At 68.1% G+C, this 15,516-nt stretch carries 16 protein-coding genes; 9 read left to right on the top strand and 7 right to left on the bottom strand.

From position 1 onward, the window contains the following. Positions 1-25 precede the first annotated feature (25 nt). From sciP to flbD, 6 genes are all read left to right on the top strand, one after another. Positions 26-301, top strand: a complete 276-nt coding sequence (sciP, locus tag AC1RRW_RS00845) for a CtrA inhibitor SciP (RefSeq protein ID WP_038359348.1) — start codon at positions 26-28, stop codon at positions 299-301. Between the two features lie 186 nt (positions 302-487). Next, the gene (fliF, locus tag AC1RRW_RS00840) at positions 488-2,176 is read left to right on the top strand and encodes a flagellar basal-body MS-ring/collar protein FliF (RefSeq protein WP_492898245.1); all 1,689 of its coding nucleotides are present in this window, start codon (positions 488-490) and stop codon (positions 2,174-2,176) included. Positions 2,177-2,190: 14 nt separating this feature from the next. After that, a complete protein-coding gene (gene fliG / locus AC1RRW_RS00835) occupies positions 2,191-3,264 on the top strand; it encodes a flagellar motor switch protein FliG (RefSeq protein ID WP_492898243.1) in 1,074 nt (357 codons plus the stop codon). A gap of 1 nt (position 3,265) precedes the next feature. After that, positions 3,266-3,865 carry a FliH/SctL family protein gene (locus tag AC1RRW_RS00830; RefSeq protein ID WP_492898241.1) on the top strand — a complete coding sequence of 200 codons (600 nt, stop codon included), beginning with the start codon at positions 3,266-3,268 and terminating at the stop codon, positions 3,863-3,865. A 9-nt stretch (positions 3,866-3,874) separates the two neighbouring features. Further along, positions 3,875-4,228, top strand: coding sequence for a flagellar motor switch protein FliN (fliN, locus tag AC1RRW_RS00825; protein WP_492898239.1), 354 nt, complete (start codon positions 3,875-3,877; stop codon positions 4,226-4,228). A 41-nt stretch (positions 4,229-4,269) separates the two neighbouring features. After that, positions 4,270-5,634: a sigma-54-dependent transcriptional regulator FlbD gene (flbD, locus tag AC1RRW_RS00820; RefSeq protein WP_492898237.1), complete on the top strand. Its 1,365-nt coding sequence runs from the start codon at positions 4,270-4,272 to the stop codon at positions 5,632-5,634. Positions 5,635-6,118: 484 nt separating this feature from the next. Here flbD and AC1RRW_RS00815 read toward each other — a convergent pair whose 3' ends face one another. The 3 genes from AC1RRW_RS00815 to AC1RRW_RS00805 form a co-directional block, all read right to left on the bottom strand. Further along, a complete protein-coding gene (locus AC1RRW_RS00815) occupies positions 6,119-6,448 on the bottom strand; it encodes a hypothetical protein (protein WP_492898235.1) in 330 nt (109 codons plus the stop codon). Between the two features lie 122 nt (positions 6,449-6,570). Beyond that, positions 6,571-8,031 carry an MFS transporter gene (locus tag AC1RRW_RS00810; RefSeq protein WP_492898233.1) on the bottom strand — a complete coding sequence of 487 codons (1,461 nt, stop codon included), beginning with the start codon at positions 8,029-8,031 and terminating at the stop codon, positions 6,571-6,573. Positions 8,032-8,128: 97 nt separating this feature from the next. Then, entirely contained in the window at positions 8,129-8,509 is a 381-nt protein-coding gene (locus AC1RRW_RS00805) for a hypothetical protein (protein WP_492898231.1), read from the bottom strand. Positions 8,510-8,679: 170 nt separating this feature from the next. On the opposite strand from AC1RRW_RS00805, the gene flhA reads away from it, so the two are divergent. Further along, on the top strand, positions 8,680-10,800 hold the full coding sequence (flhA, locus tag AC1RRW_RS00800; RefSeq protein ID WP_492898229.1) for a flagellar biosynthesis protein FlhA: 2,121 nt from the start codon (positions 8,680-8,682) through the stop codon (positions 10,798-10,800). 422 nt (positions 10,801-11,222) lie between these two features. After that, on the top strand, positions 11,223-12,110 hold the full coding sequence (locus AC1RRW_RS00795; protein WP_492898227.1) for a DMT family transporter: 888 nt from the start codon (positions 11,223-11,225) through the stop codon (positions 12,108-12,110). Here AC1RRW_RS00795 and AC1RRW_RS00790 read toward each other — a convergent pair. From AC1RRW_RS00790 to AC1RRW_RS00780, 3 genes are all read right to left on the bottom strand, one after another. Then, a complete protein-coding gene (locus tag AC1RRW_RS00790; protein ID WP_492898225.1) occupies positions 12,100-13,179 on the bottom strand; it encodes a lysylphosphatidylglycerol synthase transmembrane domain-containing protein in 1,080 nt (359 codons plus the stop codon). The two genes, AC1RRW_RS00795 and AC1RRW_RS00790, sit on opposite strands and share 11 nt — an antisense overlap. A gap of 156 nt (positions 13,180-13,335) precedes the next feature. Next, complete coding sequence (gene copM, locus AC1RRW_RS00785; protein ID WP_492898223.1) at positions 13,336-13,713, bottom strand: CopM family metallochaperone; 378 nt, start codon at positions 13,711-13,713, stop codon at positions 13,336-13,338. Positions 13,714-13,795: 82 nt separating this feature from the next. Then, positions 13,796-14,167: a hypothetical protein gene (locus AC1RRW_RS00780; protein ID WP_492898221.1), complete on the bottom strand. Its 372-nt coding sequence runs from the start codon at positions 14,165-14,167 to the stop codon at positions 13,796-13,798. A 120-nt stretch (positions 14,168-14,287) separates the two neighbouring features. Between AC1RRW_RS00780 and AC1RRW_RS00775 the strand changes: the two genes are divergently transcribed. After that, positions 14,288-14,902 (top strand): GNAT family N-acetyltransferase, encoded by a 615-nt coding sequence (locus AC1RRW_RS00775; RefSeq protein ID WP_492898219.1) that lies wholly within the window; start codon positions 14,288-14,290, stop codon positions 14,900-14,902. Positions 14,903-14,904: 2 nt separating this feature from the next. On the opposite strand, the gene fliJ is transcribed toward AC1RRW_RS00775, so the two are convergent. Beyond that, entirely contained in the window at positions 14,905-15,315 is a 411-nt protein-coding gene (gene fliJ / locus AC1RRW_RS00770; RefSeq protein ID WP_492898217.1) for a flagellar export protein FliJ, read from the bottom strand. Positions 15,316-15,516: the final 201 nt, after the last annotated feature.

Here is a 15,516-nt window from a genome sequence, read left to right as displayed (position 1 = left end):
CTCTGTTGAGTTGTGTGAGTGTGTCATGACCGAGCCTTTGCGACCGCGGGTGAAATACGTGATCGGGCCGGACGGAAGTCCGCTGACGATCGCCGATCTGCCGCCGATGAACACGCGCCGCTGGGTCATCCGGCGCAAGGCCGAGGTGGTCGCGGCCGTCCGGGGCGGCCTGCTCAGCCTGGAAGAGGCCTGCCAGCGCTATACCCTGACGGTCGATGAATTCCTGAGCTGGCAGATGTCGATCGACCAGCATGGCCTCGCCGGCCTGCGCACGACCCGAATCCAGCACTACCGGCAGTAACAGCCGTCCCCATCGTTGCGCCAGCAAGGCGCCGGTCGATCCGACCGGCGCCTTTTTTGCGTTTCGGCGCCTGATTGCGCGCAATTCCGAATTCGTTAACCCGGCGCTAACCACGCACTGGGAAAAACTTGCCTAGTGAACCGCCCCTCGGCGCGGCGCGGCGGGTCTTATGGAACGGATGGCGGCGTGAACGGCATCATCGAACAGTTCAGTAAGTTCGGAGCGGCCCGGCTGGCGGCCATGCTGGCGGTGACGCTCGCCCTGGTGGGCTTCTTCGGCTTCGTCATGCTGCAGATGTCGAAGCCGTCGATGAGCGTGCTGTTCTCCGACCTGTCGAATCAGGACGTCAGCGCGATCCTGAAGGATCTCGACACGCGCGGCATCAAATACGAGCTGCGCGGCGACGGCCAGACCATCCTGGTCGACAAGACCGTGGTGCCGCGCCTGCGGCTCGATCTCGCCAGCAAGGGCATCCCGGCCGGCGGCGGCGTCGGCTACGAGATCTTCGACAAGGGCGACGCCTTCTCCTCGACCTCCTTCGTGCAGAACATCAACCATCTGCGCGCGCTGGAGGGCGAGCTTTCGCGCACCATCCGCTCGATCAGCCGGGTCCAGGCCGCGCGCGTTCACCTCGTCATCCCCGAGAAGCGCCTCTTCGAGCGCGACCGCGAGCCGCCGCGCGCCTCGATCGTTCTCAAGCTTGCCGGCGAGCTCGACGCGACCCAGGTCCGCGCCGTGCGCCACCTCGTCGCTTCCGCCGTGGACGGCCTCAAGGCCGAGCGCGTCTCGATCGTCGACGAGCGCGGCCGGCTGCTGGCCAATGGCGCGCAGACCGAGGAGGGCATGGCGGGGCTCGGCACCGAGGAGCGCCAGCAGTCGATCGAGAAGCGCATCAAGCAGCAGGTCGAGGACATCGTCGCCAGCATCGTCGGCCTTGGCCGGGCCCGCGTGCAGGTTTCGGCGACGCTGGACACGAACCGCATCGAGAGCCGCTCGGAAACCTTCGATCCCGAGAGCAGGGTCGTCCGCTCCAGCCAGAACCGCACCGAGGCCTCCACGACCACCGAGGCGAACGGCGCGGTCACGGTCGGCAACGAGCTGCCGGGCGCGCAGGGCGGCGCGGGCAGCGGCACGCCGCCCAAGGACGCCTCCAACAAGAACGAGGAGGTCGTCAATTACGAGATCTCGCGCACGACCCGCACCGAGGTCCTCGAGGGCGGCCGGATCAAGAGGCTCTCGGTCGCCGTGCTGGTCGACGGCGCCTATACGCGCACGCCCGCCGGCGAGTTGAACTACGCGCCCCGCCCATCCGAGGAGCTGGAGCGCATCGGCCAGCTCGTGCGCACCGCGATGGGCTTCGACGAGGGCCGCGGCGACAAGGTCGAGGTCGTCAATCTGCGTTTCGCCGAGGCGCCGCCGGCCGTCACCGATCTCGTCGAGCAGAGCCTGATGCAGCGCCTGCTCTCCTTCACCAAGGAGGACATGGTCCGCTTCGCCGAACTCGGCGTCATCTCGCTTCTCACCCTGATCGTGCTGATGGTGGTGGTGCGGCCGCTGCTGAAGCAGATCCTGGCGGCCGAGGTGACGACGCGCGCGATGCCGTCCTTCATGCGCGAGGGCCGCGTCCTGATCGAGGAGCGCGGCACGGGCGATCCGGCCGGCTTTCCCTCCGTCAGCGGTGGCGGCGGCGCCAGCGCGGCCGAAATCGCCCAGCTGAGCGCGGATGCGCCGTCCGAGCGCATGCTCGCCGTCGCCCAGATCAAAGGACAGCTCAAGGCGCAGTCGGTCGAGAAGATCGGCGGGCTGGTCGCGCAGAATCCGGCCGATTCGGTCGCGGTGCTGCGCGGCTGGATCCACGAAAAAGCACCGGCGTGAGCGGGACCTGAGCCATGGCCGCCGAACTCTCAGTCGCGACGCGCAATCAGGGCCGGGACGCCGAGTCGGGCTATCGCGGCGTCACCACGATCGCGGAGATGACCGGCCCGCAGCGCGCCGCGGTGATCCTGCTCGTGCTCGGCGAGGAGCATGGCAAGGCGATCTGGCCGGAGTTCGACGACGAAGAGATCCGCATCATCACCCGCGCCATGGCGGAACTCGGCACCGTCGACGCCGACGAGGTCGAACGGCTGATGCTGGACTTCGTCGGAAAGCTGTCGAGCGCGGGCGCGGTGACGGGCTCCTTCGACCGGACGATCTCGCTGCTGGAGAAGATCCTGCCGACCGACCAGGTCGCGCTGATCATGGAGGAAATCCGGGGTCCTGCCGGCCGCAACATGTGGCAGAAGCTCGGCAATATCGACGCGGTCGTGCTGGCGAACTTCCTCAAGAACGAATACCCGCAGACCATCGCGGTGGTGCTGTCGAAGATCAGGGCCGAGCATGCCGCCAACGTGCTGCGTCATCTGCCCAACGACCTGTCGATCGAGGTCGTCAGCCGCATGCTGCGGATGGAATCGGTGCAGAAGGAGGCGCTCGATCACATCGAGAACACGCTGCGCACCGAGTTCGTCGCGACGCTGACCCAGACCCGTCGCCGCGATCCCCACGAGATGATGGCCGAGATCTTCAACGGTTTCGACCGCCAGACCGAGATCCGCTTCCTGTCGGCGCTCGACGCCTCGAACCAGGAGGCGGCCGAGCGCATCCGCGCCCTGATGTTCACCTTCGAGGATTTGTCGAAGCTCGATCCTGCGGGCCTGCAGACGCTGATGCGCGGGGTCGACAAGGACACGCTGGCGCGCGCGCTCAAGGGTGCGAGCGAGGACATGCGCGCCTTCTTCTTCGCCGCCATGTCGCAGCGCGCAGCCAAGAACATGCAGGACGATATGGCGGGGCTCGGCCCGCTTCGCCTCAAGGAGGTCGACGAGGCGCAGACCAAGATGGTCGCCCTGACCAAGGACCTCGCCGACAAGGGCGAGATCGTCCTGTCCAAGGGCAATGCCGAAGACGAGTTGGTGTACTGAGATGGCGCCCGCGACGAAGTTCATGTTCGGCACCGATTTCCGCGAGGGCAACCGCCGCGCCGCCGGCGAGGCCGACATCGCCCAGGCCCGCAGCGAGGGCTTCCAGGCCGGACTCGCCCAGGCGCGCGCCGAGTCGCAGGACCAGCTCAACGGTCTGGTCGCCCGCCTCGTGCAATCGGTGGAGCGGCTGGCCTCGCAGGACCAGGCGCGCCTCGACGATGTCGAATGGCAGGCCGCCCATGTCGCGATCAGCGCGGCGCGGCGGCTGGCGGGCGCGGCGCTGGCCGACAAGCCGATGGCCGGGCTCGAGAACGCCGTGCGCGAATGCCTCGGCCACGCCAGGCTCGCGCCGCATCTCGTCGTCCGGGTCGACGAGGCCTCGATCGAGACCGTCGAGGCGATGCTGGCGCGGCTGACGCGCGAGACCGGCTTCGCCGGCAAGCTCGTCGTGCTGAGCGAGCCCGATATCGGCCCCGGCGACGGGCGCATCGAATGGGCCGATGGCGGCTTCGTCGTCGATCAGGCGCGGCTGGGACATCTCATCGACCAGGCGGTCGAGAGCGCTTTCGGGGCGGGCCGGTTCCGCGGCATTGCCGAGTAAGGACAAGCGATGAGCTCCGACACCGATCTCAACCTGCCGCCGCTCAACCCCGCGGACCTCTCCTTCGATCACGACCAGGGCTCGGGCGTGCGCTCGGGTCCAGTCCCGGTCAAGACGGCCGAAGATCTCGAACAGGTCTTCGACGTGCCCGTCACCGTCTCGGCGGTGCTCGGCTCGTCCAGGATCGCGGTCGGCGACCTGCTCCAGATCGTGCCGGGCGCGGTGATCGAGCTCGACCGGCGCGTCGGCGAGGCGATCGACATCTTCGTCAACGAGCGGCTTGTGGCGCGCGGCGAGGTCGTCGTCGTCGAGGACCGGCTCGGCGTGACCATGACCGAAATCATCAAGGCCGACCGGGGATGACCGGGCAGCCTTTCGACATCTCAAGCGGAAAGACCTGAACCATGCGCCTCGTCATCGTCGGAGGTCTCAAGGGACAGCTCATCGCGGCGGCCCGCATCGCGGTCTCGCAAGGGGCAGCCGTCACCCATACCGAAAGCCTCGACCAGACGCTCGCCGTGCTGCGCGCGAAGGGCGCCGATCTCCTGATGATCGACGTCGCCCAGCCGATCGCGCACTACGTCGCGGCGCTGGAGGCCGAACGCATCCGCACGCCGATCGTCGCCTGCGGCACCTCGACCGATGCGCGCGCGGCGGTGGCCGCGATCCAGGCCGGCGCGCGCGAATACGTGCCGCTGCCGCCCGATCCCGACCTGATCGCGGCCGTCCTGCAGGCCGTCGCCGCCGATCAGTCGAGCCTGATCTGGCGCGATCCCGCCATGGAGCGGGTCGTGGCGCTCGCCGCGCAGATCGCCCGATCGGACGCGCCCGTGCTCGTCACCGGCGAAAGCGGCACCGGCAAGGAGGTCATCGCCCGGCACCTGCATCAGAAGTCGCTGCGCAAGGACAAGCCCTTCGTCGCGGTCAACTGCGCCGCGATCCCCGACAACCTGCTCGAATCGGAGCTGTTCGGCCATGAGAAGGGCGCCTTCACCGGCGCGATCGCGCGGCGCATCGGCAAGTTCGAGGAGGCGAGCGGCGGCACGCTGCTGCTCGACGAGATTTCCGAGATGGAGGTGCGCCTGCAGGCCAAGCTGCTGCGCGCCCTGCAGGAGCGGATGATCGACCGGGTCGGCGGCACGACGCCGGTCAAGGTCGACCTGCGCATCATCGCGACCTCGAACCGAAACCTGAGCGAGGCGGTGCGCGAGGGCTCGTTCCGCGAGGATCTGTTCTACCGGCTCAACGTGGTCCATCTGCGCCTGCCGGCGCTGCGCGAGCGGCCCGGCGACATCCTGGCGCTGGCCGACCATTTCGCCAAGAAATACGCCGAGCTCAACGGGATGCCGCTGCGGCCCGTCGCGGCCGAGGCGCGCAAGCTCCTGCTCACCAATTCCTGGCGCGGCAATGTCCGCGAACTGGAGAACACGGTGCACCGCGCGGTACTGCTGGCGCAGGGCGTCGAGATCGGCGCGGACGCCATGATGACGCCGGAGGGCGAGACGCTCGGCCCGGCGGCCGGCCGCGATGTGGCCTCGCGCGTGGCGCAGACGGCGGAGGCGGTGACGCGCGGCCTGGTCGGCCGCACGGTGTCGGATGTCGAGCGCGACCTGATCCTCGACACGCTCGACCATTGTCTCGGCAACCGCACCCATGCGGCCAGGATCCTCGGCATCTCGATCCGGACACTGCGCAACAAGCTGAGCGAATACGGCGCGGCGGGGATCGTCGTCGCGGAGCCAGGCCAGGCGCGCATCAGCGCGGCCTGACCCGGTCCGACACATTCCGGCTGCTTTACTGGTCAGCTCGCGCTTTTCGCTTTTCGCTGGACTCTCGCAAGCGTTGAGGGCAGGTTAGCGATGTTCTAATCGAAAGTAAGAGGCGAAGATGAAAAGGTATGCGGTAGTATTGGGACTCACTCTCGGTTTGACTGCCGGGACCGTATCTTACTTTCCGGCCGCGGCTCAGAACAGTCCGGAGGCCATCCGCAAATCATGCGTTTCTCAGGTGCGGAAAAGCCAGGGTCTCAAGAAAGGACAACCGATGAAAGGCGCGACCAAAACGATCAACGCATGTATAGCGAATGGCGGCAAGCTCTGATCAGCAGGTCTGCCGTTCCCAATATGAGGCCCGGCCCCGCTTATGCGGGGCCGGGCCTTTTTTGATGGCCTCATATGGCGGCATGACATCGTCCAAGAAATCATCCGCTCCGCGCCGTCGCGGACATTCGGTTCGACATCACGCCTCGGCCGATCACCAGCGGCGATAGAGGGGACGGCCATAATAGCGGGGACGGCCATAATAGCGCGGCCGGGCGTAGTAGCGCGGGCGGCGATAGACGACGACCGGGCGGCGATAATAGCGCGGCCGGCGGCGGTAGTAGTAATACTGGCTGAAGTCGGCCTCGGTCTTGTCGAGGGCCTCCTTCGTGTCGGCGGCGAGCTGGTCGTCGGCCTTCGCGGGCTCCGGCAGGGGGCCGGCGCCGGGCTCGACCGGCTGCGCGGCTTCCGCGACGGCGCCGCCGCCGAGGCTCGCGGCCGCCATGCCGCCGATCAGGGTCATGATGAATGAGCGTCTATCCACGATTTCCTCCAGGACTGGTTTCCACCACTGTTTCGCGCCCGCATCCACAGCCGAACATGGCGATGAACGATAACGCATTTTCGACGATTGTGACCCGCTCGCGCGAAAATCTCCGCATATCCCTAAGCGCCTGATCGGGTTGCGGCCGCGACCGCGTTCAGCGGCCGTGCGACCGCTTCCAGAGGCTGCCGCTCGGCCCGGATGGCGAAGCGCGCGGCGATGAAGGCGGCACCCAGCATCAGCGCCGCGCCGAACAGGTAGCCGCCGAAGACGCTGCCGCGCGAGCCGGTGTCGATCAGGATGCCGAAGAGCCAGGGGCCGGCGACGCCGCCCGCGCCGGTGCCGACGGCGTAGAAGGCGGCGATGGCGAGCGCCCGCATCTCGACCGGGAAGGTCTCGCTGACGGTGAGATAGGCCGAACTCGCCGCGGCGGACGCGAAGAAGAACACCACGCTCCAGCAGGCCGTGAGCTGCGAAGCCGTCAGCGCGTCGCGCCAGAACAGGTAGCCCGTGCCGGTCAACAGCAGGCCCGACAGCGCATAGGTCGCGGTGATCATGGCGCGGCGGCCGATGCTGTCGAAGAAGCGGCCGAGGATCAGGGGACCGAGGAAATTGCCGGCGGCGAAGGGCAGGATGAACCAGCCGATCGCCTGCGAGGGCACCTTGTAGAAATCGGTCAGGATCAGCGCGTAGGTGAAGAAGATCGCGTTGTAGAAGAACGCCTGCGAGACCATCAGCGCCAGCCCGACCAGCGCGCGCGGCCGGTAGGTCACGAACAGCGCCTGGAAGACCTCTCCGAGCGGCGTCGCGGCGCGCGGGCGCAGATGGGTCAGCGGCAGCGGTCCGGACGGCGGCGTCGCGCCGGCCCGCGCTTCGATCCCGGCGACGATCGCTTCCGCTTCCGTAGTCCGGCCCTGGCTGATCAGCCAGCGCGGGCTCTCCGGAATCCATTGCCGCAGCACGAGGATGATCAGGCCGAGCGCCGCGCCGATGAAGAAGGCGAGCCGCCAGCCGAGATCCGGACCGGCGACGGCCGGGTTCAGCAGCACGACCGCGCCGACGGCGCCCAGCGCAGCCCCAATCCAGAACGAGCCGTTGATGACGAGATCGACCCAGCCGCGCACCCGCGGCGGCACCAGTTCCTGGATGGCGGAGTTGATCGCGGTGTATTCGCCGCCGATGCCCATGCCGGTCAGGAAGCGGAAGAGCAGGAAGCTCCAGAGGTTCCAGGAAAAGGCGGTGGCCGCGGTGGCCGCGAGATAGACGAAGAGGGTGATGTTGAAGAGCTTCTTGCGGCCGAGACGGTCGGTCAGCCAGCCGAAGAACAGAGCGCCCAGCACGGCGCCCGCGAGATAGGCCGCGCCGGCCATGCCGACCTCGGTGTTGGTGAAGCGTAGGGTCGGGCTCTCCTTGAGCGCGCCCGAGACCGAGCCGGCGAGCGTCACCTCGAGCCCGTCGAGGATCCAGGTCACGCCGAGCGCGACGACGACGAGCGTGTGGAAGCGGCGCCATGGCAGCCGGTCGAGCCGTGCCGGGATGTCGGTGGCGATGACGTCCCCCGCGGTCTTGTCCGGCGCTGGCATGCCGGTCTCCTCCCATGATGCCGTGCGGGCCGCCGGCCGGCCTCGTCATATGAGAAAGGCGGCGCGGGAGCGCCGCCTTCCGGACATCTCGTCAGCCTCAGCGCACGATCACGCGACGGCGCACGATCACGCGACGGCGATAGACGCGGCGCGGCCGGCGCACGATCACGCGGCGGCGCACGACGACGGATCGACGACCATAGGGGCCGCGACGGCGAACCACGCGCTCGCGCACCACGACCTGGCTGAAGTCCGCGTCGGCCCTGTCGAGGGCGGCTTTGGCGGCGGCGTCGATCTGGTCGCTCGCCGGCGGCGTCGGAGCAAACCCGGGCTTGCCGGTCGCGGCCTGCGCGATCGCGCCGCCGCCCAGGCCCGCGGCCGCGAGGCCGCCGAAAAGGCTCATCACAAAAGAACGTCTATCCACGTCTTCCTCCAAATAATGCGGTCCGGAAAAACCAGTATTGTCGACCCGGGACAAGTTGCGCGGCCGAATGCGGCCACAACGCGGCCATTCGATAACAGTCCGTTCAGGGAAAGGTTCCGGACGGGATTTTTCGGGCGGCTTAACCACTCGTTCACCATAAGCCCGGCAAGAATTGCCGGGTCCCGCCCTGTGCGCGTGGGCCGAGGCATGGAGCGGGCTGATCGATGACCGATGTGACGGCAGGGACGGGCGGCTTCACCCTGCCGACACGCGGCGCGATGGGGAAACTCCTCAACCGTCCGGATCTGTTCCTGGCGATCGGCGTGATGGGCATCCTCGTGGTGCTGATCTTCCCGCTGCCGGCCACGCTGCTCGATCTGCTGCTGGCGCTCTCGATCATCCTCTCGGTGCTGGTGCTGATGACGGCGCTTTTCATCGAGGAGCCGCTGGAGTTCTCGGCCTTCCCGACGGTGCTGCTCATCGTCACCATGCTGCGGCTGGCGCTCAACCTCGCCTCGACGCGCCTGATCCTCTCCAAGGGCCACGAGGGCACCGCGGCGGCCGGCCATGTCATCGAGGCCTTCGGCAATTTCGTGATGGGCGGGAATTTCGTGATCGGGGTGGTCGTCTTCACCATCCTGCTCATCGTGAACTTCGTCGTCATCACAAAGGGTTCGGGCCGCATCGCCGAGGTCGCGGCGCGGTTCGCGCTCGACGCGCTGCCGGGCAAGCAGATGGCGATCGACGCCGATCTCTCGGCCGGGCTGATCGATCAGGACGTCGCCAAGCAGCGCCGCAAGGCGCTGGAGGACGAGGCGAACTTCTTCGGCTCGATGGACGGCGCCTCCAAATTCGTGCGCGGCGACGCCATCGCCGGCCTGCTGATCACCTTCATCAACGTGCTCGGCGGCATCATCATCGGCGTCGCGCAGCAGGGTATGAGCTTTGGCGACGCGGCCAGGGTCTATACCCAGCTCACCGTCGGCGACGGCCTCGTCAGCCAGATCCCGGCCCTGATCGTCTCGACGGCGGCGGGCCTTCTGGTCTCGAAATCGGGCGTGCGCGGCGCCGCCGACAAGGCGCTCGGCAAGCAGCTCTCGGGTTATCCGAAGGCGCTCGGCATGTCGGCCGCCGTGATGCTGCTGATCGCGATCCTGCCGGGCATCCCGATGCTGCCCTTCCTCGCGCTCGCCGGCGGCTCGGCCTGGCTCGCGCGCCATTTCGGCAAGATCGCCAAGGCGAAGGAAATCGAGGCGGCCGCGACCGCGCAGGCGGCCTCGCCGCTCGCCGCCGACGGCACGCCGAAGGAAGAGACCCTCAACGACCTGCTCAAGCTCGACGAGCTCAAGATCGAGATCGGCTACGGGCTTTTGCCGCTGGTCAACGCGCCGGGCGGGCAGGACCGCCTCACCGACCAGGTCAAGGCGCTGCGGCGTCAGCTCGCGGCCGAACTCGGCTTCGTCATGCCGGCCGTGCGCATCGTCGACAACGTCCAGCTCGAGGCGAACCACTACTTCATCAAGATCAAGGAGATCGATGCCGGCCAGGGCGTCGTCTATGCCGGCCAGTACATGGCGATGGACCCGATGGGCGGCTCGGTGAACCTGCCCGGCCACAACGTGCTGGAGCCGACCTTCGGCCTGCCCGCGACCTGGATCGACGCGGCGCTGCAGGACGAGGCGCAACTGCGCGGGTTCACGGTGGTCGACGCCGCGACCGTGATCTCGACGCATCTGACCGAGGTGCTGAAGTCGCACATGCCGGAGCTGCTCTCGCATGGCGAGGTCCAGAAACTGCTGCGCGAGCTGCCGAAGGACCATGCCGAGCTGATCAAGGAGATCGTGCCGAGCCTGATCTCGACCACCGGGATCCAGCGCGTGCTGCAGCTCCTGCTGGCGGAACGCGTCTCCATCCGCGACCTCGCCACCATCGTCGAGGGCATCGCCGAGGTCGCCGGCGGCATGAAGAACCCGCGCGAGATCGCCGAGCACGTCCGCATGCGGCTCGCCCGCCAGATCTGCGCCCAGTTCTCGAACGGGCAGGGCTCCCTGCCGATCATCACGATGTCGCCGGCCTGGGAGAGCATCTTCGCCGAGTCGATCATCGGCCAGGGCGAGGAGCGCCATCTCGCCATGCAGCCCTCGCGGCTGCAGGAGTTCGTGCATCACGTCCGCGACAAGTTCGAGGAGGCGGCCCGCATCGGCGAGATGCCGGCGCTCGTCACCTCCGGCCTGGCGCGACCCTTCGTGCGCCAGATCGTCGAACGCTTCCGCCGCGAGACGCCGGTGCTCTCGCAGGCGGAAATCCATCCGCGCGTGCGGCTCAAGACGGTCGGGAGCGTGTGAGCGGCTTGAGGATCGGACTGGCTCCAGCCGAATGCCCAGCCCTATGGCCGGTCGCGTCAGCATAACGCTCCAGCGTGCGCGTCGAGGGCTTGGCGCGTCGGCTTTCAAGGCGGCTGATGGCGTTTTCAGCGGTCCGCATACGGCTGGCGAACTCGGCCTGCATCGGCTTCGCGTGACCTTGCCTCGACGAGCGCGGTGAGGAGAGTGAATTCAGGCCCGAGCGCCTCATAGGCCTCGCGATAGGCCTGATCGTTTGCCATATCGGCAGCGTATGTCGCGATGGTTGATCATCGAACCTGATCGCCAGTTGAGTGGTCGAGCTTATCAGAAGCGGCATGTCGCGCCCACGCCCTGCAAGCGGCCCATGCCAGCATGCCGCTGCCGCATTGGCTGGCCAGCGCATAAGCCGCTAAGCCCACCCGATGTCCCGCAACACCGTCTTCTTCGCGATCATGTGCCTGGTCTGGGGCCTGACCTTCCTTCCGGTGAAGATCGCGTCGGGCCATGTGCCGCCGATCTTCCTGGCAGGGGCGCGGTTCTGGATCGCCGGCATTCTGATGCTGCTCTGGGCCGGGCGCGACATGCTCGAGGTGCCGGCCGCGACGCGCTCGCGGCTGCTGCTGACGGCGCTTCTCGTCAATACCGGCAACTACGCCTTCCTGTTCTGGGGCACGGCGCAGGCGCCGAGCGGGTTGGCGGCCGTCGTCAATCTCGCGACGATCCCGGTCTGGTCGCTGCTGGCGAGCCGCCTCATCGAGGGCCATCCCATCAGCGGCCGGCGCGTGCTGGCGATCGGCCTCGGCGCGGTCGGGCTCGGCTTCCTGTTCGCGACGCGGCTGCGCGCCGGCGCGAGCGCCGCGTCGGGCTCGCCGCTCGAAATCTGGGGGCTGGCCTCGGTCGCCTTCGGGACGCTGCTCTATTGCGTCGGCGCGGTGCTGACGCGCGCCATCGCGCCGGCCATGCCGACGCTGACGCTCGCCGGCTGGCAGACCGTCATCGGCGCGGCCGGCCTCACGGTCATCTCGCTTGTGCTGGAGCCCGTGAGCCTTGCCGATCTGCGCGCGCTCGGAACATGGCCGGTCTGGCCTGCGCTTGCCGTTCTGGTCGTCGGCGGGTCGCTGATGGGCTTCACCATCTATCTCAGGCTGCTGCGCGACTGGGGCGCGTTCCGCGCCGGACTCTACGCCTTCGTCAGTCCGGCGATCGCGGTGAGCGCCGGCGTCGTCATGCTCGGCGAACCCTTCGGCTGGGCGGAAGGATTCGGCGCGCTGCTGATGTTCGGGGCGGCGGCGATCGCGCTCAGGAGGTAGGGGGCAGGATCGTCTCGGCCTTGGCTTGCGCCTGCGCTACGGCGGCGGCGTGGGCGGCCTTTCGCAGCTGCATGCGCTCGAACAGCAGCACCACCGGCAGCGAGATCACCAGCGGGATGATCAGGTAGAACATCCGCCAGACCAGGAGCGCGGCGAAGACGGCCGGCGCCGGCACGCCTGGCGTCACGGCGAGGAAGACCGCCTCCATCACGCCGACGCCGCCCGGCACCTGGCTCAGGAGGCCGGCGGAGAACGAGAGCAGGAACGCGCCGAGCACGATCAGGAAGCCCGGGTTGCCCTGGTCCGGCAGGGCGAAATAGATGATGCCGGCCGCGCCGGCCAGTTCCACCGGCGCGGCGAGATATTGCCGGACGACGATCGGCAGGCGCGGATAGATCAGCTCGAACTTGCCGATCTTCAACGGCCTGAACTTGAGCCAGGCCCCGGTCGTGTAGAGCGCGCAGAGGCCGAGCAGGCCGTAGCCGATCAGCGTGGCCGCGCCGTCGCCGATGGCGAATCTGGACGAAAGTCTTGCGAGCGGGCGCAGGATCTCCGGCTCGACCACCAGGACGAGGCCGAGCAGCAGGATCGTGCCGAAGGCGAAGGTGAAGGAGCAGAGCGCCACCAGCACCGCGACCTCGGCCGCGGTCAGGCCCTTCGCGGTGTAGGCGCGGTAGCGCACCATGCCGCCCGAGAACACCGAGGCGCCGATATTGTGCGACAGCGCGTAGGTGACGAAAGAGCAGAGCGAGATATAGGCCCAGGAGATGCCCTTTTCCCTGCGCAGATGCAGCAGGGCGATGCGGTCGTACCAGGCGAGCGCGCCATAGGCGACGAGCGTGGCGAGGCCGGCATGGAGGAAGGCCTCGCCCGGGATGAGCGCGATCTTCTGCCCTATGCCGGAGGCGACGATCCCGATGGCCTCCCAGAGCCCCGCCTGTTCGAGCCGCGCGCTGACGGCGTCGTTGGTCAGCGCCTCCGCCTTCAGCTTGTTCCAGAGCAGATCGACCGACCAGACGACCGCGACGAGCCCGATCAGCGGCCAGAGATAGTCGAGGTATTTTTTCATGGGACCGGCGGGCTGGAGCAGGGACAGGCTTTAGCTATGCGGCGGAAGCGGCCCGCGCATGCGGGAAATGCGTGGGGGACCCCTGCGTCCTCTCTGCCAGCGGGCGCAGGGGAGGGCAAGCGGCGCGGGCGCCGCCTGCCGGGATCGATCGTGCCGCTATTGGCCGTTGGCCTTCAGCCAGGCCTGCATCGCGGCGATCTCCTTTTCCTGGTCCGCGACGATGCCGGTCGCGAGCTTGAGCAGCTCGGGATCCTTGCCATTGGCGAGCATGACGCGCGCCATCGCGATCGCGCCCTGATGGTGCGGAATCATGCCGCGCACGAAGTCGGCATCGACATTGCCGCTGAAGGCGATGTCCATGTCCTTGTGCATCGTCGCGATGGCGGCCTTGAAGGCCGTGGTCGCGGGCGTGTCCTTGTCCGCGCCGGCGGCGGCGCCATGGCCGCCATGCTGCTGCTGGGCGAGCGAGACGCCGCCGAGACCGAGGGAAGCCGCGAACAGGACCGCGAGGCCCGCTTTGGTGATGATGGTCATTGGATTGTCCTCTTTGAATCGGAATCGGCGCGGGCACGGCGCTGCCTGTGCTCGCTCGCTCGAAACCGGATGCGATGATGCGTTATGGCGAGCCGAGGGGGCCGCGCTCTCGCGGCGGGCGCTCGGCCGGCTCTGGCGGCAGGCCGTCGCCATACTCGGCCCGAGCCGGTGCAAGGACCGCCCAGCGCGCCATGACGATGTGTTCAGCCAAGGCCGGTGACGAGGCGATCAGCCCGCAGCCGAGGATGCAGCAGGACGGCATGGCGCCGTGGCTCGCGGCCTTGGGCTTGGTTCCCTCGTGGCGGGGCTCGCCGGCCGGCATCGCGGCGTCGTGACCGCTCTTGCCTTGCTGGGACGAACCCGCCGCCGGAGCCGTGTGACCGCCGCTCGCGGCGAGCGTCGCATGCGGCAGCACGGCGAGCAGCATCACCGCCAGCGCGGCCGCGAGGCGCAACCAGGCGGCCCGGATCGATCTGCTCCCGTGACGCGCTCGATGAGACATCTTGGCGTGAGTTCTCCGCCGCGATCGTGTCATGATCGCGGCGTCGAGACAGCCGCAGGACAAAGGCCGACCATGCCCGAGACGATCTCCATCAGCCTGACCGGCGCCACCGACCTGCCGCCGGGCAAGATCGCCGCGATCGTGACCTCGCTGGAGATGTTCGCCGCCCCGCCGGCCAAGGCCGATCCGCCCGGCACGGAAGCGCTCTCGCTGGAGCCGCTGCGCGCGGCCGACACCGGGCGTTATCTCGCGATCTATCGCAAGCTCGGCGAGCGCTGGATGTGGTTCAGCCGGCTGGTCAGGCCGCCGGCCCATACGCAGGCGATCCTGGCCGACCGGGATGTCTCGTGCTTCGTCGCCCGCAGCGAGGGCCGCGACGTCGGCCTGCTCGAACTGGATTTCCGCGTCGCGGGCGAGGGCGAACTCGCCTTTTTCGGGCTCGACGGGAGCGTGATCGGCAAGGGCGCCGGCCGCTGGCTGATGAACCGGGCGCTGGAGACGGCGTGGGCGCGGCCGATCTCGCGCTTCTGGGTCCATACCTGCACGCTCGACCATCCGAGCGCGCCGGAATTCTACCAGCGCTCGGGTTTCGAGGCCTTCAAGCGCGGCGTCGAGGTCGACGACGATCCCAGGCTCTCCGGCCAGATGCCGCGCGATTGCGCGCCGCATCATCCGGTGATCGCATAGCGTCAGGCGCTCGCGCGCGCCCGCAGGCCGATCGAGTCCATCATCGCCTGGTCGCGCGCCGCGTCCGCCGCCCGTTCCGAGGCGCGCTCGCGGTCGTCGAGGATCTCGACCTTCTTCATGTCCTCGAAGGCGTCCTGCAATTCGGCCTTGGCCTCGTCGAGCTGGCCCTTCAGGTTGTCGGCGGACTGGCGCAGGTTGTCGCGGCGCGCGAGCGCGGCCTTGGCATAGGTCGGATAGGCGAAATGGCCGGGGTCGGAGATCCCGGCGCGGGTCTCCTCGCTCTGGATCTCGCGATCCAGATCGGTCGCCATGCGGTGAAACTCGGCGATCATCATCTCGATCTGGCTTACCCGGCGACGCTTTTCGTCGACCTGGAAGCGTTTGAGACGCAAAAGGGTCTCTCGCGACTTCATGTCGTGTCCAACTCCTGGTTACGCATGGCGGCGCGCCGACCCCTCGACGCACGACCGGACTTTTCATCCGCGAGACAGCCCAGCATGGCCCAAGGAGGTTGACCTTTCCTTACCGAAACCGGCTGCCTTGCACGCATGTCGCATTGGCGCGAGGCCTGCTGACACCGCCTGACGCAAATTGATATCGATCTCGGCTCGCGC

The organism is Allobosea sp. GW821-FHT12C12 (assembly GCF_058807355.1).
This window is presented reverse-complemented; position numbering and strand designations above follow the sequence as displayed.